The sequence below is a fragment of the Citrobacter sp. Cpo074 genome, from assembly GCF_030332745.1.
GTDB classification, from domain to species: Bacteria; Pseudomonadota; Gammaproteobacteria; order Enterobacterales; family Enterobacteriaceae; genus Citrobacter; species Citrobacter portucalensis.
In genome coordinates this window covers 1028564-1050633 of the sequence record NZ_JAOWHG010000027.1, presented here as the reverse complement: position 1 = coordinate 1050633, position 22070 = coordinate 1028564, and the positions used below count along the sequence as shown (strand labels likewise).

At 52.9% G+C, this 22070-nt stretch carries 16 protein-coding genes; 10 read left to right on the top strand and 6 right to left on the bottom strand.

Annotated elements, in window-relative coordinates; all coding sequences use genetic code 11:
• Positions 1–29 precede the first annotated feature (29 nt).
• Positions 30–941 (top strand): LysR family transcriptional regulator, encoded by a 912-nt coding sequence (locus OGX83_RS09615; RefSeq protein WP_003831675.1) that lies wholly within the window; start codon positions 30–32, stop codon positions 939–941.
• A 79-nt stretch (positions 942–1020) separates the two neighbouring features.
• Here OGX83_RS09615 and infA read toward each other — a convergent pair whose 3' ends face one another.
• From infA to trxB, 5 genes are all read right to left on the bottom strand, one after another.
• Positions 1021–1239, bottom strand: coding sequence for a translation initiation factor IF-1 (infA, locus tag OGX83_RS09610; RefSeq protein ID WP_002211347.1), 219 nt, complete (start codon positions 1237–1239; stop codon positions 1021–1023).
• 285 nt (positions 1240–1524) lie between these two features.
• Positions 1525–2229, bottom strand: a complete 705-nt coding sequence (gene aat, locus OGX83_RS09600) for a leucyl/phenylalanyl-tRNA--protein transferase (RefSeq protein ID WP_048235731.1) — start codon at positions 2227–2229, stop codon at positions 1525–1527.
• A gap of 44 nt (positions 2230–2273) precedes the next feature.
• Positions 2274–3995, bottom strand: coding sequence for a heme ABC transporter ATP-binding protein/permease CydC (cydC, locus tag OGX83_RS09595; RefSeq protein ID WP_239606294.1), 1722 nt, complete (start codon positions 3993–3995; stop codon positions 2274–2276).
• On the bottom strand, positions 3996–5762 hold the full coding sequence (cydD, locus tag OGX83_RS09590; RefSeq protein ID WP_079934667.1) for a heme ABC transporter permease/ATP-binding protein CydD: 1767 nt from the start codon (positions 5760–5762) through the stop codon (positions 3996–3998).
• 114 nt (positions 5763–5876) lie between these two features.
• Positions 5877–6845, bottom strand: coding sequence for a thioredoxin-disulfide reductase (trxB, locus tag OGX83_RS09585; protein ID WP_003831889.1), 969 nt, complete (start codon positions 6843–6845; stop codon positions 5877–5879).
• 547 nt (positions 6846–7392) lie between these two features.
• Here trxB and lrp point away from each other — a divergent pair.
• The 8 genes from lrp (at position 7393) to OGX83_RS09545 (ending at position 19605) form a co-directional block, all read left to right on the top strand.
• Positions 7393–7887 carry a leucine-responsive transcriptional regulator Lrp gene (lrp, locus tag OGX83_RS09580; RefSeq protein ID WP_002439523.1) on the top strand — a complete coding sequence of 165 codons (495 nt, stop codon included), beginning with the start codon at positions 7393–7395 and terminating at the stop codon, positions 7885–7887.
• A 134-nt stretch (positions 7888–8021) separates the two neighbouring features.
• Positions 8022–11969, top strand: coding sequence for a DNA translocase FtsK (locus tag OGX83_RS09575; RefSeq protein WP_286587891.1), 3948 nt, complete (start codon positions 8022–8024; stop codon positions 11967–11969).
• 111 nt (positions 11970–12080) lie between these two features.
• Positions 12081–12692, top strand: a complete 612-nt coding sequence (gene lolA / locus OGX83_RS09570; RefSeq protein WP_003831898.1) for an outer membrane lipoprotein periplasmic chaperone LolA — start codon at positions 12081–12083, stop codon at positions 12690–12692.
• Positions 12693–12702: 10 nt separating this feature from the next.
• The gene (gene rarA / locus OGX83_RS09565; protein ID WP_048235726.1) at positions 12703–14046 is read left to right on the top strand and encodes a replication-associated recombination protein RarA; all 1344 of its coding nucleotides are present in this window, start codon (positions 12703–12705) and stop codon (positions 14044–14046) included.
• A gap of 92 nt (positions 14047–14138) precedes the next feature.
• The gene (gene serS / locus OGX83_RS09560; protein WP_003831902.1) at positions 14139–15431 is read left to right on the top strand and encodes a serine--tRNA ligase; all 1293 of its coding nucleotides are present in this window, start codon (positions 14139–14141) and stop codon (positions 15429–15431) included.
• A gap of 236 nt (positions 15432–15667) precedes the next feature.
• Positions 15668–18112, top strand: coding sequence for a dimethylsulfoxide reductase subunit A (gene dmsA / locus OGX83_RS09555; protein WP_008784257.1), 2445 nt, complete (start codon positions 15668–15670; stop codon positions 18110–18112).
• A 10-nt stretch (positions 18113–18122) separates the two neighbouring features.
• Positions 18123–18740: a dimethylsulfoxide reductase iron-sulfur subunit DmsB gene (gene dmsB / locus OGX83_RS09550; RefSeq protein ID WP_003831905.1), complete on the top strand. Its 618-nt coding sequence runs from the start codon at positions 18123–18125 to the stop codon at positions 18738–18740.
• 1 nt (position 18741) lies between these two features.
• The gene (locus OGX83_RS09545) at positions 18742–19605 is read left to right on the top strand and encodes a dimethyl sulfoxide reductase anchor subunit family protein (protein ID WP_286587888.1); all 864 of its coding nucleotides are present in this window, start codon (positions 18742–18744) and stop codon (positions 19603–19605) included.
• A 110-nt stretch (positions 19606–19715) separates the two neighbouring features.
• Here the strand turns inward: OGX83_RS09545 and ycaC are convergent, their stop codons facing one another.
• Positions 19716–20342, bottom strand: coding sequence for an isochorismate family cysteine hydrolase YcaC (gene ycaC, locus OGX83_RS09540; RefSeq protein ID WP_003035746.1), 627 nt, complete (start codon positions 20340–20342; stop codon positions 19716–19718).
• Between the two features lie 385 nt (positions 20343–20727).
• Between ycaC and OGX83_RS09535 the strand changes: the two genes are divergently transcribed.
• Positions 20728–21876, top strand: a complete 1149-nt coding sequence (locus OGX83_RS09535; RefSeq protein WP_003831907.1) for an MFS transporter — start codon at positions 20728–20730, stop codon at positions 21874–21876.
• The last annotated feature ends 194 nt before the right edge of the window (positions 21877–22070 follow it).

The window sequence follows — 22070 nt, the reverse complement described above, 5'->3', positions numbered from 1 at the left end:
CCTCACTGTCTCATAAATAGGACAATTAGATGACAAAGCCGGATCTCAATGATTTTGCATGGTTTGTGCATGTTGTAGAGGAAGGGGGATTCGCGGCGGCGGGTCGGGCGCTTGATGAACCGAAATCAAAACTAAGCCGACGGATAGCGCAACTGGAAGAGACGCTGGGAGTTCGACTGATTCAGCGAACCACCCGCCAGTTTAACGTGACGGAAGTTGGGCAAACCTTTTACGAACACTGTAAGGCGATGCTGGTGGAAGCGCAGGCAGCGCAGGATGCGATTGCCGCGTTACAGGTTGAACCGCGTGGCGTGGTGAAGTTGACGTGTCCGGTCACGCTGCTGCATGTGCATATCGGGCCAATGCTTGCCCGTTTTATGGCGCGTTATCCTGACGTATCAGTGCAACTGGAGGCCACTAACCGCCGCGTGGACGTGGTTGGAGAGGGTTTGGATGTGGCGATTCGCGTCAGGCCCCGACCATTTGAGGATAGCGACCTGGTGATGCGTGTGCTGGCGGACAGGGGGCATCGTTTGTATGCCAGCCCGCAGTTAATCGAGCAAATGGGAACGCTACATTCTCCGGCGGAGCTGACGCGTTGGCCTGGCCTGAGTCTGGCGACGGGTAAACATGTGCATCGTTGGGAGTTATTCGGGCCGCAGGGCGCACGTGCGGAGGTGCATTTCACGCCACGTATGATCACCACCGATATGCTGGCGTTACGTGAAGCCGCAGTTGCCGGTGTGGGGGTAGTTCAACTTCCACAGCTGATGGTAAAAGATCAAGTAGCCGCGGGTGAACTGGTGGCATTGCTCGACGGCTGGGAACCGAAGCGAGAAATAATTCACGCAGTCTTTCCATCACGCAGGGGATTATTGCCGTCAGTACGCACATTAGTGGATTTCTTAACGGAAGAATATGCGCGGATGATTGAGGATTAAATACCTGACCTTGGCCCACAAAAAAGGCCGGTTAAACCGACCTTTTATTATCTGGACGCCATTCGGGCGTTAAAAACAATCAGCGACTACGGAAGACAATGCGGCCTTTGCTCAGGTCGTACGGGGTCAGCTCAACAGTCACTTTGTCGCCCGTCAGGATGCGGATATAGTTTTTACGCATTTTACCGGAGATGTGTGCAGTAACCACGTGACCGTTTTCTAACTCTACGCGGAACATGGTATTAGGTAACGTATCGAGAACGGTACCCTGCATTTCAATATTGTCTTCTTTGGCCATCTAATCCTCTGGGGTATCACTACCGTAATTTGAACCGGCAAGATAATGCCGAAGTTCTTTTAATAAGTAAAGATTTGTGCGTTTAAAACACAGCAAATCGGGTTTGGCGCATTACTCTAACCACACACGGCAAAGCCGCACTTAAAGCGCAACGTGTAAGGGAACGAGGAGATAAACGATAGGCGTTGCCTGACGCGAACTGTTCCTTAACGGCGGCGGGGTAATGGGCTAAACCAACTCTGCGCGACAATTATAACACCCCGACAAAAAATGTGCCGAAAACATTCACCTCTGAGGCGAAAATAACGTCCTGGGAACCCAGAAATGGCTCGGTAGCCGCTGCTGGCGCAGTCTGCTCAGGTGTTCAAGGTACTCCCGACGTGGGGTTTCGACGGCGCCCAGCGAAGCTGTGTGGCTATTTAATACCTGGCAGTCGATTAATTTTCCGCCCTGACGGATAAATTCAGCGCAAAAAACAAGCAGTGCGGTTTTGGACGCATTTTCCTGACGGCTGAACATTGATTCGCCACAAAATAGCGTACCTTGCGCCACGCCATACATACCGCCCACTAATTCATTTTGTCGCCATACTTCAATGGAGTGCGCATGGCCCAGCTCGTGCAGGCGATGGTAGGCGTCCACTACATCATGCGTTATCCAGGTGCCTTCTTCCCGGTCATTGGCGCAGCCTTCAATCACCTGACCGAACGCGTAATTGAGCGTCACGCGATAAGGCGAGTTTTTATGAAAACGTTTCATGCTGCGGCTGAGATGAAATTTCTCGGGCCAAAGAATGGCGCGTGGATCGGGCGACCACCAAAGGATGGGGTCGCCAGGTGAAAACCACGGGAAAATTCCGCGCTGGTAGGCCATTAACAGTCGGGCTGGACTGAGATCGCCGCCAAGCGCCAACAAACCGTTAGGCTCGCGTAAAGCGCCTTCCGGTGAAGGGAAGGCTATAGAATGGCGGGACAATTGCACCAGGCGCATGACAGCGAAACTCCACTACGCGAGTTTGATCGTTCAATAATAGCTTACAGACGTTGCTTAAACTGGTAATAACGCCCCTGCCGGGCTAACAAATCTGCGTGATTACCTTGCTCAATAATGTGTCCGTTGTCCATCACTATTATTTGATCAAAACGTGACAAGCCGCGCAGACGATGTGTCACCATCAGTACGGTTTTATCGCGCATGACATCGCCAATTAATTCAAGCATTTGGCTTTCTGTTGTGGCATCAAGCCCTTCGGTCGGTTCATCCAGCAGCATCAGTGGGGCATCGTGCAATAAGGCGCGAGCGATAGCCAGACGACGGAGTTCGCCGCCAGAAAGCTGACGACCGCCTTCGCCTAACCAGGCATTGAGTCCATCACCCTCTAGCAGTTTGTCCAGACCGACGCGGCACAGCATTGCAGATAATGTGTCATCACTGGCGTGCGGTGCTGCCAGCAGCAGGTTATCGCGAAGCGTCGCGCTGAACAGGTGCACGCGCTGTGGCACGACGCTGATGCTCTGGCGCAGCGCGGCTTCACTGAGGGCTGAAATCGGCTGCTCATTAATCAGAATTTCGCCGTGCTGCGGATCCCATGCGCGGGTCAGCAATTGTAGTAACGTTGACTTACCGCAGCCGGTGCGACCGAGAATCGCAATGTGTTCACCGGGCTGAGCCTGCAGCGAAAGGGTGTCGAGCGCTTTTTGTGCTTGCCCCGGATAGCTGAATGAAACATCGCGTAGCGTGAGAGTGACCTGCTCAGAAACTGGAGAACCGGCATCCGGGAAGGTGACTTCTGGCTGTTGTTCGGTCAGTTCGGTGATGCGCAGCGCAGAGGCAATAACCTGTCCGAGATGCTGAAACGCCCCGGTGACGGGAGCCAAAGCTTCAAACGCGGCCAGCGCACAGAAGACAAACAGCGCGATCAGTGCGCCAGGCTGGGTATTGCCACCCACGCCGCCTGAGGCCATCCATAACATTACAACCACTGCCAGTGCGCCGACTAACAGCATGACCGCCTGTGATAGCGCCGTTAATTCAGACTGACGTCGTTGGGCTTCGTGCCACTGCAACTCGGTGGCTTCCATTTGGGCGCGGTAACGTTCACTGGCGCCAAAGATGGTCAATTCAGCCTGGCCCTGCAGCCAGGATGTTAACTGCTGACGATACTGCCCACGTAAATGCGTCAAGCTTTGCCCGGTGCTTTTACCTGCCTGATAAAAGAGTGGGGGCAAGATAAATAAGGTCAGCAGCATAATACCGCCGAGAGTGATAGCCAGCGTGAAATCGAGAACGCTCAGCCCCAGCGTGACCACCATGATGACGACAAAAGCACCCACAAGCGGGGAGAGCACGCGCAAATAGAGATGATCGAGCGTGTCGACATCTGCCACCACGCGGTTAAGCAATTCACCTTGTCCATAACGGGACAGGCCAGCAGGGGAGAGCGGCAGCAGTTTGCTGAAGGTATAAATACGCAAATGTTGCAGCACGCGGAACGTCGCGTCGTGGCTGACCAGCCGCTCGAAATAGCGGCCCGCGGTTCGGGTGATTGCCGCACCGCGTACCCCGGCAGCAGGGAGCATATAGTTAAAACTGTAAATCCCAGTGACACCCACCACAGCAGAAGCCGACAGGAACCAGCCGGAAAGCGTCAGCAAACCAATACTTGCCAGCAGTGTGACGATCGCCAGAACGATCCCCAGGGTTAACATCCATTTGTGACGTTTATACAGCGTCAGATAAGGTAGCAAAGCGCGCATTTAAATGTCCTCCTGACGATGAGCCAGTAATGTCGCAAACGCCCCGTTGGCTGCGCTAAGTTCGGCATAAGTGCCTTGTTCAACGATCTGTCCGTCCTGCATCACCCAGATAACGTCCCAGTCGGCAAGATCTTCAAGTTGGTGTGTCACCATCAGCGTGGTCTGGCGGCGTGATGCTGCTTTCAACGCCTGCATCACGCGTTGTTCGCTGTGTGCATCAAGGCTGGCGGCGGGCTCGTCAAGCAACAACAACTGACATGGATTGAGTAAGGCGCGAGCCACGGCAACGCGCTGCGCTTGTCCGACAGAAAGTCGAGCAGCCTGATCGCCTACTGGTGTATCCACACCCTGTGGCAGAAGTGGTAAAAACTCACTGACCCAGGCGCTGTCGAGTGCGGCTTGCAGCTGTTCTTCGCTGGCATCGGGGCGAGCGAGCAGCACGTTATCGCGTAACGTGGCGGCAGGGAGCTGCGGGTTTTGTCCAACCCAGGACAGCTGTTTGCGCCAGCAATCAGGCGACAGGTCGCGCAGCTCAAAGCCGTTAATCCGCAGCGAACCCTGATAAGAGAGAAAACCGGACAGGACATTGAGCAACGAACTTTTGCCGGAGCCGCTGCGGCCAACCAGCACCGCGCGTTGGCCCGCTGGCAGGGTAAAGTTGAGCGGTCCTGCAAGCACTTTACCTTCCGGCGAGGTGATGACCAGATCTTCTGCTTCAATTGTAACTGCGTCTTTTGTTGTCAGCTCAATATCGCCACGCTCAGGATGTGCAAGCGGGGTTTCCATGAAGGTTTTCAGACTGTCTGCAGCACCAACGGCTTGTGCTTTGGCGTGATAGAACGTACCCAGATCGCGCAGGGGTTGGAAAAATTCCGGCGCCAGAATGAGCGCCAGGAAGCCAGCAGCCAATGTGACGCCCGTCCCGTAGTGGCCAAAATCGAGTTCACCGAGGTAGGAAAAACCGAAGTAAACCGCGACCAGTGCGATGGACAGGGAGGTAAAGAACTCAAGGACACCGGATGACAGAAACGCCAGGCGCAGGACTTCCATGGTGCGCTGGCGGAAATCCTGTGACGCTGCGCGGATGCTTTCTGTTTCAGCTTCACCGCGGCCAAAGATTCTTAGCGTTTCCATGCCCCGCAGGCGATCGAGGAAATGGCCACTGAGGCGAGCAAGAGCCTGAAAGTTGCGGCGGTTAGCATCGGCTGCACCCATACCAACCATCGCCATAAATAACGGGATCAACGGGGCAGTTCCAAGCAGAATAAGGGCGGCTACCCAGTTTGACGGGAATACCGCCGCCACGATCAATAAAGGGACGCATACAGCCAGCGCCATTTGCGGCAGATAACGTGCATAGTAATCATGCATGTCATCAATCTGTTCCAGGATTAGCGTAGCCCAGCTCCCGGCTGGTTTGCCTTGTATCCAGGCGGGACCTGCTTGTTGCAGACGGTCAAGCACCTGGCGGCGAATCTCAAAGCGGATATGTTGGCCAGCATGAAACCCGACGCGTTCGCGTAACCAGACGACCCATGCCCGCAGGATGAAAATCAATACCAGCACAATGAAAGGGAGCAGAAGCGCCTCTCTGGGGATATTGTCCATGATCATATGGTCGAGAATTCGGGCCATGAGCCAGGCCTGAGCGACAATTAACAGGCCGCTCACGAACCCCAACAGGCGTGAAATGTTCAGCCATCGTTGGGAAATTACACTTTGCTGTTTTAACCAGCGGGTCAGCTCTTTTTGACGGGTTTTATTCATTGCACGCTTAGCAGGTGAGTTATTGGAATTTTTGGGCAGGACAATGTTACAACGAGGCAAAAATAAAGGCGACTTATAGTCGCCTTTTTTACTTTTGTTACTGATTTGTAAAACTTATTTGCAAGCGTCTGCCAGACCGTCGAGATAACGCTCTGCGTCAAGCGCAGCCATACAACCGGTGCCTGCTGAAGTGATCGCCTGGCGATAAATATGGTCCATCACGTCACCGGCGGCGAATACACCCGGAATGCTGGTTTGGGTGGCGTTACCATGAATCCCGGACTGAACTTTGATGTAGCCATTTTCCAGTTCAAGCTGACCGTCAAAAATGGCGGTATTCGGGCTGTGGCCGATAGCGACAAACAAGCCTGCAACGTCAAGTGACTCGACGTTGTCAGTGTTTTGCGTATCGCGCAGGCGCAGTCCGGTTACGCCCATTTGATCGCCGGTCACTTCTTCCAGTGTGCGGTGGGTATGCAGCACGATGTTGCCGTTTTCGACTTTATCCATCAAACGCTTGATCAGGATTTTCTCGGCGCGGAAGCTGTCGCGACGGTGAATCAAATGCACTTCAGATGCGATATTCGCCAGGTACAGCGCTTCTTCAACAGCAGTGTTGCCGCCGCCGATCACCGCAACTTTTTGGTTACGGTAGAAGAAACCGTCGCAGGTCGCGCAGGCGGAAACGCCACGGCCTTTGAAGGCTTCTTCTGAAGGCAGACCCAGGTAGCGTGCTGACGCACCGGTGGCGATGATCAGTGCGTCACAGGTGTATTCACCGCTGTCGCCGGTCAGACGGAAAGGGCGGTTTTGCAGATCAACTTTGCTGATATGATCAAAAATAATTTCAGTTTCAAATTTGGTCGCATGTTCGTGCATGCGTTCCATCAGCAATGGGCCTGTGAGATCGTGCGGATCGCCAGGCCAGTTCTCCACTTCTGTTGTTGTGGTCAACTGACCACCTTTTTCCATACCGGTAATCAGTACCGGTTGCAGGTTCGCGCGTGCAGCGTAGACCGCAGCGGTATACCCCGCAGGGCCAGAGCCCAGAATAAGAAGTTTACTGTGTTTGGTTGCGCCCATGAGATCCCCATAGTTGTTAGCAGGCAATGAGCAGGATTGTAGGGAATTTACAGGCGTAAAAAAAGAGTATGGCGATTTTGTTAACAATATGTGTAATAGCGGGAACCGATGAACGGCAGAATTAGTCGTAATACTATAACGATTTCTACTTAAAATCGGTCAGTTATAAGGTGATAAAATGACGATTTTCCATCACTGCGAATGAATAACTGGCATGTTGTACTAAAAATCGATGTTTTGCTTTGACAATCCCCTGCTGTTTTGCGAAAACATTCAAGGAAGAAAAAAACTGTGTCATGTATGTGCTGCATAATCATGCATGTAGATACCATGTTTACCGTGTTAGCGAAATCTACGCATGGTGTGGACAGATGCCATTCGTGATGTCGATAGCCGCCGACAGGCAACGGTCTTCTCACCATAAACCCAGACATTGCGAACCGAAAATCCCTCTGGGTTGCGGTTTATTTTGATGGGTAGCGACTCTGAACAGTGATGTTGGTAGAGTCAGGCAGGAGTAGGGAAGGAATACAGAGAGACAATAATAATGGTAGATAGTAAGAAGCGCCCTGGCAAAGATCTCGACCGTATCGATCGTAACATTCTTAATGAGCTGCAAAAGGATGGGCGTATTTCTAACGTCGAGCTTTCTAAACGTGTGGGACTTTCACCAACGCCCTGCCTTGAGCGTGTGCGTCGGTTGGAAAGACAGGGTTTTATTCAGGGCTATACAGCGCTGTTAAACCCGCATTATCTGGATGCATCACTTCTGGTTTTTGTTGAGATTACTCTGAATCGTGGCGCCCCGGATGTGTTTGAACAATTTAACTCTGCAGTACAAAAACTTGAAGAAATTCAAGAGTGTCATTTGGTTTCCGGTGATTTCGACTATTTGCTGAAAACACGCGTACCGGATATGTCGGCATACCGTAAGCTGTTGGGGGAAACCCTGCTGCGTCTGCCTGGCGTGAATGACACACGTACTTATGTAGTAATGGAAGAAGTCAAACAGAGCAATCGTCTGGTAATTAAGACGCGCTAACACGGAACAGGTGCAAAATCGACGCAGTTTGATTACACTCCTGTTAATCCATACAGCAACAGTGCCGGGGCAACCCGGTGCTGTTGTCCGTTTTAGCATCGGGCAGGAAAAGCCCGAAACCTGGAGAGCCGTTTTTGAGCCAGGAATACACTGAAGACAAAGACGTCACATTGACGAAGTTAAGCAGCGGGCGCCGACTTCTGGAAGCGCTACTGATCCTTATTGCCCTTTTTGCCGTCTGGTTGATGGCTGCCTTACTCAGCTTTAACCCTTCGGATCCCAGTTGGTCGCAAACCGCGTGGCATGAGCCTATCCATAATCTGGGTGGAATACCTGGAGCATGGCTGGCGGATACGCTGTTCTTTATTTTTGGCGTCATGGCCTACACCATCCCCGTCATCATTGTCGGTGGCTGCTGGTTTGCCTGGCGACATCAGGCCAGCGACGAATACGTCGATTATTTTGCCGTCTCGCTGCGCATTATTGGCGTTCTGGCGCTGATTCTCACTTCCTGCGGACTGGCCGCAATTAACGCCGATGATATCTGGTATTTCGCCTCTGGCGGCGTGATCGGCAGTCTGCTCAGCACCACGCTACAACCATTGCTGCACAGCAGCGGCGGCACGCTGACGTTGTTGTGCATTTGGGCAGCGGGATTAACACTGTTCACCGGTTGGTCATGGGTGAGCATTGCGGAAAAACTGGGCGGCTGGTTACTTAATATCCTGACGTTTGCCAGCAACCGTACCCGCCGCGACGATACCTGGGTCGATGACGAAGAATATGAAGACGAAGAAGAGTCTGTCGACGCCGCTGATGGTAAACCCCATGAATCGCGCCGAGCTCGTATCCTGCGCGGTGCGTTAGCGCGCCGTAAACGTCTGGCGGAGAAATTTACCAACCCGCTTGGTCGTCATACCGATGCGGCGCTGTTCTCCGGCAAACGCATGGATGATGAAGACGAAATTGAATACAGCGCCCGTGGCGTGGTTGCCGATCCTAATGATGTGCTGTTTTCCGGTAATCGCGCGACGCTGCCTGAATATGACGAACTTGATCCACTGCTTAACGGCCACTCGGTGACCGAGCCTGTGGCTGCAGCAGCTGCAGCTACAACAGCCGCTCAGGCCTGGATCGCACCGGTCGATCCGTTACTGCAAACGTCACCCGTGACCAACACTGTTATGGAGCAACCGGTCCCAACTGTGGCCTGGCAACCCGTGCCTGGCCCGCAAACCGGTGATGCCGCGATTGCACCAGCGCCTGAAGGTTATCCGCAGCCAGCCCAGTACGCGCAACCTCCGGTGCAGCAGCCGTATGAGCCATGGCAACAACCGGTTGTGGAGCAGAGTCCGCAGCCGCAATATTACGCACAGCAGCCCGTTGAACCTGTTTATACGCAGCCTGTCGCGCCGCAGCCGGAACCTGTTTATCAGCCGGAGCCCGTGCTGCAACCTGTCTATCAACAGGATTCGACCTCTCAACAGAACACCGCATTCCAGCAGCCTGGTTATCAGCCGGAGCCTGTGCAGCAACCTGTTTATCAGCAGGATCCAACTTTTCAACAGAGCACTACGTTCCAGCAGCCTGTGGTTGAACAACCAACAGTGGTGGAACCTGAGCCGGTGGTTGAAGAAGTTAAACCGACTCGTCCGCCGCTCTATTACTTTGAAGAAGTCGAAGAGAAACGTGCGCGTGAGCGTGAGCAACTGGCCGCATGGTATCAGCCGATTCCAGAACCTGCTCAGGAACCTGAGCGTATTAAGCCGTCTACGCCATCTATGCCGACGACTGCATCCATACCACCCGTTGAGTCTGTTGCTGCCGTTGCACCGCTGGCCGCTGGCGTAAAAAGCGCCGCGTTAGGGGCAGGTGCGGCTGCCGCAGCACCTGTCTTTAGCCTTGCAGGCAGCGGTACGCCGCGTCCGCAGGTGAAAGAGGGCATTGGCCCGCAGTTGCCGCGTCCGAATCGTGTGCGCGTGCCTACTCGTCGTGAGCTGGCTTCATATGGCATAAAACTGCCGTCACAGCGTATGGCTGAAGAGAAAGCGCGCGAAGAGCAGCTTGATACAGATGCGTATAGTGACGATGAAATGGATGCAATGCAGCAGGACGAGCTGGCACGTCAGTTCGCTCAGTCGCAGCAGCATCGTTATGGCGAAGAGTATCAGGACGAAACCCACCAGACTGATGACGAAGATTCAGCCGCAGAAGCGGAACTGGCTCGCCAGTTTGCTTCTTCTCAGCAGCAGCGTTATTCCGGTGAACAGCCTGTCGGAGCGAATCCGTTCTCCCTCGATGACTTTGAATTTTCGCCAATGAAAACGCTGGTGGATGAGGGGCCGCATGAGCCGCTGTTTACGCCTGGCGTAATGCCGGAGCCCGCGCCGCAGTACCAGGAACCAGTTGCGCCGCAGCAGCATTATCAGCAACCGGCGCAGCCAGTTGCACCGCAACAGCACTATCAGCAACCGGCACAGCCAGTTGCACCGCAGCAGCATTATCAGCAGCCAGCGCAGCCTGTTACACCGCCGCCGCAGGATAGTCTGATCCATCCGCTGCTGATGCGTAATGGGGATAGTCGTCCGGCGCACCGTCCAAGCACGCCGCTGCCATCGTTAGATCTGCTCACGCCGCCGCCGAGCGAAGTTGAGCCGATAGATACGTTCGCACTGGAACAAATGGCACGTCTGGTGGAAGCGCGTCTGGCGGATTTCCGCATTAAAGCCGATGTAGTGAACTATTCTCCTGGCCCGGTGATTACCCGCTTTGAGCTTAATCTGGCTCCAGGGGTTAAAGCAGCGCGTATTTCTAACCTGTCACGAGATCTGGCGCGTTCATTATCGACCGCGGCGGTACGTGTGGTCGAGGTTATTCCAGGCAAACCGTATGTCGGACTGGAGTTACCGAACAAAAAACGTCAAACCGTCTATCTGCGAGAAGTGCTGGATAACGCTAAATTCCGTGATAACTCATCTCCGCTGACTGTGGTGCTGGGCAAAGATATTGCGGGCGAACCGGTGGTGGCCGATCTGGCTAAAATGCCGCACCTGCTGGTGGCAGGGACAACCGGTTCCGGTAAGTCTGTTGGGGTGAACGCCATGATCCTCAGCATGCTGTACAAAGCGCAGCCGGAAGACGTTCGCTTTATCATGATTGACCCGAAAATGCTGGAACTTTCTGTTTATGAAGGTATTCCACATCTGCTGACTGAAGTTGTGACCGACATGAAAGATGCCGCCAATGCCTTGCGTTGGAGCGTCAATGAAATGGAACGTCGCTACAAACTGATGTCGGCGCTTGGCGTGCGTAACCTTGCCGGTTATAACGATAAGATTGCTGAAGCCGCCCGTATGGGACGTCCGATTCCAGACCCATACTGGAAGCCGGGCGACAGCATGGATGTTCAGCATCCGGTGCTGGAAAAACTGCCGTATATCGTGGTGTTGGTGGATGAATTCGCTGACCTGATGATGACCGTTGGCAAAAAGGTGGAAGAACTAATCGCTCGTCTGGCGCAAAAAGCGCGTGCGGCGGGTATCCACCTGGTGCTGGCAACCCAGCGACCGTCAGTTGACGTTATCACTGGTCTGATTAAAGCGAACATCCCGACGCGTATCGCCTTTACAGTGTCCAGTAAAATTGACTCGCGTACCATCCTTGACCAGGGCGGCGCGGAATCGCTGTTGGGTATGGGTGACATGCTTTATTCTGCACCAAACTCGACGATCCCTGTGCGTGTACACGGCGCCTTTGTACGCGATGAAGAAGTTCACGCGGTAGTTCAGGACTGGAAAGCGCGCGGCCGTCCACAATACGTTGATGGCATTACCTCTGACAGCGAAAGCGAAGGCGGCGGTGGCGGCTTTGATGGTGGTGAAGAACTGGATCCGCTGTTCGATCAGGCGGTGAACTTTGTTACTCAGAAACGCAAAGCCTCAATCTCCGGCGTCCAGCGTCAGTTCCGTATCGGTTACAACCGAGCGGCGCGCATCATCGAACAGATGGAAGCGCAGGGAATAGTCAGCGAACAAGGGCATAATGGTAATCGTGAAGTGCTGGCTCCGCCGCCCTTCGAATGATTGCAAAGTTAAGTAATTCAGTATTTTCTACTTTCCTCATGCTGATTTTTGGCCTGAAATGGATAGCAGAGGGATCTCCCCGTTGGGAGTGACGTATTTTGAGGAATAACGATGAAAAGAATCGCAATCACCTGTGCATTACTGTCTAGCTTTGTGGTGAGCAGCGTCTGGGCTGATGCTGCCAGCGACCTGAAAAGCCGTCTGGATAAAGTCAGTAGCTTCCATGCCAGCTTTACTCAGAAGGTCACGGACGGTAGCGGCGCGGCGGTGCAGGAAGGTCAGGGCGACTTATGGGTTAAACGCCCTAATCTGTTTAACTGGCATATGACGCAGCCTGACGAGAGCATTCTGGTTTCCGATGGTAAAACGCTGTGGTTCTTTAACCCGTTTGTTGAGCAGGCGACTGCGACCTGGTTGAAAGACGCTACGGGCAACACGCCGTTTATGCTGATTGCGCGTAACCAGGCCAGCGACTGGCAACAGTACAACATTAAGCAAAACGGCGATGATTTCGTGCTGACGCCAAAAACCAGCAGCGGTAACCTGAAGCAGTTTACTATCAATGTTGGGCGGGACGGGACGATCCATCAGTTCAGTGCCGTTGAGCAAGACGATCAGCGCAGCAGCTATCAGCTGAAATCTCAGCAGAATGGTGCGATTGAACCTTCGAAATTCACCTTTACCCCGCCGCAAGGTGTAACGGTTGACGATCAACGTAAGTAGAGGCGTGTGAGTGAGCAATCTGTCGCTCGACTTTTCTGATAATACCTTTCAGCCACTGGCCGCACGTATGCGGCCAGAAAATTTAGCGCAGTACATCGGCCAGCAGCATCTGCTGGCTGCGGGTAAACCCTTGCCGCGCGCCATCGAGGCCGGGCACCTGCACTCTATGATTTTATGGGGTCCGCCGGGGACGGGGAAAACCACGCTAGCCGAAGTTATTGCCCGTTACGCTAACGCCGATGTTGAACGAATTTCGGCGGTCACGTCTGGTGTAAAAGAAATTCGTGAAGCGATTGAGTGGGCGCGTCAGAATCGTAACGCGGGTCGACGTACGATCCTGTTCGTGGACGAAGTTCACCGTTTTAATAAAAGCCAACAGGATGCGTTTTTACCGCATATTGAAGACGGTACCATCACGTTTATTGGCGCTACCACTGAAAATCCCTCGTTTGAACTGAACTCGGCACTGTTGTCGCGGGCGCGTGTTTATTTACTGAAATCGTTAACCACCGACGATATTGAACAGGTGCTGGACCAGGCGATGTCAGATAAAGCCCGGGGTTACGGCGGCCAGGATATCGTACTGCCACCAGAGACGCGTCGGGCGATTGCCGAACTGGTTAATGGTGACGCACGGCGAGCGCTGAATACGCTGGAAATGATGGCCGATATGGCCGAAGTTGATGATTCTGGCAAGCGCGTATTGAAACCAGAATTGCTCACTGAAATTGCCGGTGAACGCAGCGCACGCTTCGATAATAAAGGCGATCGTTTTTACGATCTCATCTCCGCATTACACAAATCGGTTCGCGGCAGCGCCCCGGATGCGGCACTTTATTGGTATGCGCGCATCATTAGTGCAGGCGGTGACCCGCTGTATGTTGCCCGTCGCTGTCTGGCCATTGCCTCTGAAGATGTCGGCAATGCCGACCCTCGCGCCATGCAGGTGGCAATTTCCGCATGGGACTGCTTTACCCGCGTGGGACCCGCGGAAGGTGAACGAGCGATTGCTCAGGCGATTGTTTATCTGGCCTGCGCGCCGAAAAGTAATGCGGTTTACACCGCCTTCAAAGCCGCGCTGGCTGATGCCCGCGAACGTCCGGATTACGACGTGCCGGTCCACCTGCGCAATGCGCCAACTAAGCTGATGAAAGAAATGGGCTATGGTCAGGAGTATCGTTACGCCCATGATGAACCAAATGCCTATGCCGCCGGAGAAGAGTACTTCCCGCAGGAAATGGCACAAACGCGCTATTATCACCCCACAAACAGAGGTCTTGAAGGCAAGATTGGCGAAAAGCTCGCCTGGCTCGCCGGACAGGATCAAAATAGCCCTATAAAACGCTACCGTTAGTGTTATCGTTGCGGTAATGTTGTCTCTGTATCCCTGTGACCGCAGGCTGTGGTCACTTTCTCCTATTTTAATTCGATAAGCACAGGATAAGCATGCTCGATCCCAATCTGCTGCGTAATGAGCCAGACGCAGTCGCAGAAAAACTGGCAAGCCGGGGCTTTAAGCTGGATGTAGATAAGCTGCGCGCTCTTGAAGAGCGTCGTAAAGTTCTGCAGGTACAAACTGAAAACCTGCAGGCAGAGCGTAACTCTCGATCGAAATCCATCGGCCAGGCAAAAGCGCGCGGGGAAGATATCGAGTCTTTACGTCTGGAAGTGAACAAACTGGGCGAAGAGCTGGATGCCGCGAAAGCTGAACTTGATACCTTACAGGCCGAGATCCGCGACATTGCGCTGACCATTCCTAACCTGCCAGCGGACGACGTTCCGGTGGGTAAAGATGAAAATGACAACGTTGAAGTCAGCCGTTGGGGTACTCCGCGTGAGTTTGATTTCGAAGTGCGCGATCACGTTACCCTGGGTGAAATGCACACGGGTCTTGATTTTGCCGCTGCGGTTAAGCTTACCGGCTCTCGTTTCGTCGTGATGAAAGGGCAGATCGCGCGCATGCACCGTGCGCTGTCTCAGTTCATGCTGGATCTGCATACCGAACAGCATGGTTACAGCGAAAACTACGTTCCGTATCTGGTTAACCATGACACGCTGTACGGAACAGGGCAACTGCCGAAATTTGCTGGCGATCTGTTCCACACCCGTCCGCTGGATGAAGAAGCTGACAGCAGCAACTATGCGCTGATCCCAACGGCAGAAGTTCCGCTGACCAACCTGGTTCGCGACGAAATCATTGACGAAGATGCGCTGCCGATCAAAATGACCGCGCATACGCCGTGCTTCCGTTCTGAAGCAGGTTCTTACGGTCGTGATACCCGTGGTCTGATCCGTATGCACCAGTTCGATAAAGTTGAAATGGTGCAGATCGTTCGCCCGGAAGACTCTATGGACGCGCTGGAAGAGATGACCGGCCATGCTGAGAAGGTTCTTCAGCTGCTGGGCCTGCCGTACCGTAAGATCATCCTGTGCACAGGCGACATGGGCTTCGGCGCATGCAAAACGTACGATCTGGAAGTGTGGATCCCGGCGCAGAACACCTATCGCGAAATCTCCTCTTGCTCCAACGTGTGGGATTTCCAGGCTCGTCGTATGCAGGCGCGTTGCCGCAGCAAATCCGACAAAAAGACCCGTTTAGTACATACGCTGAACGGTTCCGGTCTGGCGGTTGGACGTACGCTGGTTGCGGTGATGGAAAACTATCAGCAGGCTGATGGCCGTATTCAGGTTCCGGAAGTGTTACGTCCGTACATGAATGGCCTGGAATTTATCGGCTAAGCTACCTTTCTTTGCTAAAAAAGCGCCTCAGGGCGCTTTTTTTATGCCCGTTTGACGTCGGACAATAACGCCTACCTCCATAGGAGTAATACTGCCTTCGAATGAAAGTCAGTATTTATCTCTGTCTTTTCGCAAATTCAGTATCTACCAGTCTGTATATTGATATTAACGCTATATAAAAATCTATATAATGAGTATTTCTCTTTTGTTTATTGTGAGCAGCAGAGTGAGCCACTATGAAAACTAAGATCCCCGATGCCATGCTGGCAGCTGAGGTTAGTCGCCGAGGTTTGGTGAAAACGACGGCGATAGGCGGACTGGCGGTGGCCAGTAGCGCGTTTACCCTGCCATTTACCCGTATTGCAAATGCTGCAGAAGCCCTTAATCCGACACAGGCCAATGAGAAAGTCATATGGAGCGCGTGTACGGTGAACTGTGGTAGCCGCTGTCCTCTGCGTATGCACGTGGTAGACGGTGAAATAAAGTATGTTGAAACCGACAACACCGGTGATGACAACTATGACGGCTTGCACCAGGTACGCGCCTGTCTGCGTGGTCGCTCCATGCGTCGTCGCGTTTATAATCCCGACCGTCTGAAATACCCGATGAAACGTGTCGGTAAACGTGGCGAAGGGAAATTTGAGCGTATCAGCTGGGATGAAGCCTACGACATCATTGCCAGCAATATGCAGCGTCTTATCAAAGACTACGGCAACGAGTCTATCTACCTGAACTACGGCACAGGTACGCTGGGCGGCACCCTGACACGTTCCTGGCCGCCAGGCAAAACGCTGGTAGCACGTCTGATGAACTGCTGTGGCGGCTACCTGAACCACTACGGTGACTACTCTTCAGCGCAAATCGCTGCCGGGTTGAACTACACCTACGGCGGCTGGGCAGACGGTAACAGCCCGTCCGACATTGAAAACAGCAAGCTGGTGGTTCTGTTCGGGAATAACCCAGGTGAAACCCGTATGAGCGGGGGTGGTGTAACCTATTACCTTGAACAGGCGCGACAGAAATCCAATGCCCGCATGATTATTATCGATCCTCGCTACACGGATACCGGTGCGGGTCGTGAAGATGAATGGATCCCGATCCGCCCAGGTACCGATGCGGCGCTGGTGAATGGTCTGGCGTATGTGCTGATCACCGAAAACATGGTCGATCAACCGTTCCTTGATAAATACTGCGTGGGTTACGACGAGAAAACCTTACCGGCCGACGCACCGAAAAACGGTCACTATAAGGCGTATATTCTTGGGCAGGGCAAAGACGGTATCGCCAAGACCCCGGAATGGGCAGCGCAAATTACCGGTATTCCTGCTGATCGAATCGTCAAACTGGCACGTGAAATCGGTAGCGCTAAACCGGCATATATCAGTCAGGGGTGGGGACCGCAGCGCCATGCTAACGGTGAAATAGCGACTCGTGCCATTTCTATGCTGGCAATCCTTACCGGTAACGTTGGGATTAACGGCGGCAACAGCGGGGCGCGTGAGGGCTCATACAGTTTGCCGTTTGAACGTATGCCTACGCTGGAAAACCCAGTCGAAACCAGCATCTCTATGTTTATGTGGACGGACGCCATTGAGCGAGGTCCGGAGATGACGGCGCTGCGTGACGGTGTTCGTGGCAAAGATAAGCTCGATGTTCCGATTAAGATGATCTGGAACTATGCCGGTAACTGTCTGATTAACCAGCACTCTGATATCAACCGCACACATGAAATCCTACAGGATGATAAGAAGTGCGAGATGATCGTTGTCATCGACTGTCATATGACCTCCTCGGCGAAATACGCGGATATTTTGCTGCCGGACTGCACCGCTTCGGAGCAGATGGACTTCGCACTGGATGCCTCCTGCGGAAATATGTCGTATGTGATTTTCACCGATCAGGCGATCAAACCACGCTTCGAATGCAAGACTATCTACCAGATGACCAGTGAGCTAGCGAAACGCCTTGGTGTTGAGCAGCAGTTTACAGAAGGTCGTACTCAGGAAGAGTGGATGCGTCATCTGTACGAGCAGTCGCGCAAAGCCATTCCTGAACTGCCAACGTTTGAAGAATTCCGCAAGCAGGGGATCTTTAAACAGCGCGACCCGCAGGGACATCACGTGGCCTACAAGGCGTTCCGTGAGGATCCTAACGCCAATCCGCTGACCACGCCGTCAGGTAAGATCGAAATTTATTCGCAGCAGCTTGCCGAGATCGCGTCAACCTGGGAACTGCCGGAAGGTGATGTGATTGATCCACTGCCGATTTATACCCCAGGCTTTGAGAGCTTAAACGATCCGCTGGTGGAGAAATTCCCTCTGCAGTTGACTGGCTTCCACTATAAGTCTCGCGTCCACTCGACCTATGGCAACGTGGATGTTCTGAAAGCATCCTGCCGCCAGGAAATGTGGATCAACCCGATGGATGCCCAGCGACGCGGCATTAACAACGGCGACAAGGTGCGCATCTTTAACGATCGTGGTGAAGTGCACATCGAGGCGAAAGTAACGCCGCGTATGATGCCTGGCGTGGTGGCATTGGGCGAAGGGGCGTGGTATGACCCGGACGCAAAACGCGTGGACCAGGGCGGTTGTATTAACGTCCTGACGACCCAGCGTCCGTCTCCTCTCGCGAAGGGGAACCCATCACACACGAACCTTGTTCAGGTTGAAAAGGTGTAAGGAGTAACCGATGACAACCCAGTATGGATTTTTTATTGATTCCAGCCGTTGCACCGGTTGCAAAACCTGCGAACTGGCGTGCAAAGATTTCAAAAATTTAACCCCTGAAGTCAGCTTCCGCCGCATTTATGAGTACGCGGGCGGTGACTGGCAGGAAGACAACGGCGTCTGGCATCAGAACGTCTTTGCCTATTACCTCTCCATTGCGTGTAACCACTGTGAAGACCCGGCCTGTACCAAGGTGTGTCCGAGCGGTGCGATGCACAAACGTGAAGATGGCTTTGTCGTTGTCGATGAAGATGTGTGCATCGGCTGCCGCTATTGCCACATGGCCTGTCCTTACGGTGCACCACAGTACAATGCTGACAAAGGGCACATGACCAAATGCGATGGTTGCCATGAGCGCGTCGCTGAAGGTAAGAAACCTATTTGCGTCGAGTCCTGTCCACTGCGTGCGCTGGATTTTGGACCAATTGATGAACTGCGCAAAAAACACGGTACTTTGGCTGCGGTTGCGCCACTGCCGGGCGCGCACTTTACCAAACCGAGCATTGTCATCAAACCTAACGCCAATAGCCGCCCGACCGGGGATACCACAGGTTATCTGGCCAATCCGAAGGAGGTGTAAGATGGGAAGTGGATGGCATGAATGGCCGCTGATGATCTTCACGGTCTTCGGACAGTGTGTGGTTGGCGGTTTTATTGTTCTGGCGCTGGCGTTGATGAAAGGGGGCTTACGCCCAGAATCGCAGCAACGCGTAATTACCTGCATGTTTGGGCTGTGGGTATTAATGGGCATTGGTTTTATTGCTTCCATGCTCCACCTGGGCTCACCGATGCGCGCCTTTAACTCACTCAATCGCGTTGGGTCATCTGCGTTGAGTAACGAAATTGCCAGCGGCTCACTCTTCTTTGCCGTTGGCGGTATCGGCTGGCTGCTGGCTATGTTGAAGAAAATGTCGCCCGCATTACGCAATCTGTGGTTAGTTGTCACCATGGTGCTGGGTGTGGTTTTTGTCTGGATGATGGTGCGCGTGTATAACACCATCGATACCGTACCGACCTGGTACAGCGTCTGGACACCGCTGGGCTTCTTCCTGACGATGTTTATGGGCGGTCCGCTGCTGGGATATCTGTTACTGAGAATTGCTGGCGTGGATGGTTGGGCGATGCGCCTGCTGCCGGCTATATCAGTGCTTGCTCTGGTCGTGAGTGCCATCATGTCGGTAATGCAGGGGACTGAACTGGCGACAATCCATAGTTCTATTCAACAGGCCTCTGCGCTGGTTCCGGATTACGGTTCGCTGATGGCGTGGCGGATCGTGGCACTGGCGTTAGCGTTGTGCTGCTGGATAGTACCGCAAGTGAAGGGTTACCAGCCTGCCGTTCCGTTGCTTTCTGCCGCGTTTATTCTGCTGTTAGTCGGCGAGCTGATTGGTCGTGGCGTGTTCTACGGGCTGCATATGACCGTCGGTATGGCGGTGGCGAGTTAATCCATAATACGCCGGATGGCGCCTCGTGCTTTATCAAGCCTACAATATCCGTAGGCCTTAAAGCTGCGCGCTATCCGGCTACATGTCAGGTCAGGGTTTTGCCCCAGTCTTTACTTCTGCTTAGTTAACGTGTCATAGCTGGTCATCAGATTGCGATAATCCGGAATGTGATTAGAGAACAACGTCGCCAGACCTTCGATATCGTTGCGCCAGTCGCGGTGCAGTTCGCATGCTACTCCGAACCATGTCATCAATTGAGCGCCTGCCTGAGACATCCGATCCCATGCTGAATGGCGGGTAATTTCATTAAACGTGCCTGAAGCATCGGTGACAACAAAGACGTCAAAACCTTCTTCAATAGCCGAGAGGGCTGGGAAAGCGACGCAAACCTCCGTCACGACACCAGCGATAATCAGCTGCTTTTTGCCGGTCGCTTTTACTGCTTTCACGAAATCTTCGTTATCCCATGCGTTAATGTTTCCTGGGCGAGCAATGTAGGGCGCATCGGGAAATTGAGCTTTCAGTTCCGGTACCAGCGGTCCGTTTGGTCCTGTCTCAAAACTGGTTGTCAGAATGGTTGGGAGGTTGAAGTATTTTGCTAAGTCACCGAGCGCAAGCACGTTGTTTTTAAATTTATCGGGATCGATATCCCGAACCAGAGAGAGCAGGCCAGCCTGATGGTCGACCAGCAGTACTGCCGCATTGTCTTTATCAAGTCTTACGTAAGGTTTAGTCATGGTATTTCTCCTGTTCAGTATCAGTGGGGGAAATTTGATGAGTTTAAGTCTACGAAAAGAACGATATTTGGATTAGATAGATAAATAAGAACTCACTGTTCTATTTTGAAGACAATGCAGCTCAGCATCCCGCATAGAGTTTAGTAAGAAATAAAAGTAAGGGGAGTCCATGAAATTTTTCGACTGAACGTAACGCGAGATTTTTGTTTTAGATCAATAAAAACAAGCAGATGTGTTTTTGTATTTTTTATCTATTCACATTAAGAATCAGTAATGCAAATCGATCGACCAGAAAGCGCCTCAGCCCTCTGATTCCGCCGATTGACAATGTTTTTAGCAGTGGCATGATGCGCATGAAATTTGAACTTCCTCACGGTTTTTATTCATGTCCACCTATACCCGTCCCGTCATGCTATTGCTGTGCGGGCTACTTCTGTTGACCCTGGCGATCGCCGTGTTAAACACGCTCGTCCCGCTTTGGCTCGCCCATGAAAATCTGCCTACCTGGCAGGTAGGCGTGGTGAGCTCGTCTTACTTTACCGGTAATCTGGTAGGGACGTTGCTGACAGGGTATTTAATAAAACACCTTGGTTTTAACCGCAGCTATTACATCGCCTCGCTTATTTTTGCCGCGGGCTGTGTCGGGCTGGGGATTATGGTGGGATTCTGGAGCTGGATGACATGGCGTTTTATCGCCGGTGTTGGCTGCGCCATGATCTGGGTGGTCGTGGAAAGCGCGCTGATGTGCAGCGGGACGTCACGTAATCGTGGACGGTTACTTGCCGCCTATATGATGATCTATTACGTGGGAACGTTTTTAGGCCAACTGCTGGTTAGTAAAGTATCAACAGAATTGATGAACGTCCTGCCGTGGGTGACAGGTACTATCCTGGCGGGTGTTTTGCCACTGCTCTTTACGCGCATTGCTAATCAGCAGGGCGATGAACAGCAGTCTACGCCTATTGTCTCCATGCTGAGGTTGCGTCAGGCGCGCCTGGGCGTTAATGGCTGCATTATTTCCGGGATCGTGCTGGGGTCTTTGTATGGCCTGATGCCGCTGTATCTCAACCATCAGGGGGTGAGCAACGCCAGCATTGGTTTCTGGATGGCGGTTCTGGTAAGTGCCGGTATTCTGGGGCAATGGCCGATTGGCCGTCTGGCGGATAAGCTGGGACGTCTGCTGGTTTTACGCGTCCAGGTCTTCGTGGTGATCGTCGGGAGTATCGCCATGCTGAACCAGGCGGCGATGGCACCCGCGTTGTTTATGTTGGGTGCGGCAGGCTTTACCCTCTATCCGGTCGCGATGGCCTGGGCCTGTGAAAAGGTGGAACATCATCAGTTGGTCGCCATGAATCAGGCATTGCTATTGAGCTATACCGTGGGCAGTCTGCTGGGACCTTCGTTTACTGCGATGCTGATGCAGAATTATTCAGATAGCTTGCTGTTTATCATGATCGCCAGCGTATCGTTTATTTATTTACTAATGCTGCTGCGTAAGACGGGCCATACGCCCAATTCTATTGCGCACATTTGACCTGATTTAACAGAATATGAACAGGTTCCCATACATACTGTTTATGTATGCTTTATGGGAACCTGCATTATTTAATCGCACACGTCTGTCCTAAAAATAAAGTGTGCAGAAGGTTATAGTTTTACATCCTGCCGTTTCCGCTCGCTCATTTTACCGCGCATAATCCCACGCCTCATATATTGATAATCAAAAAG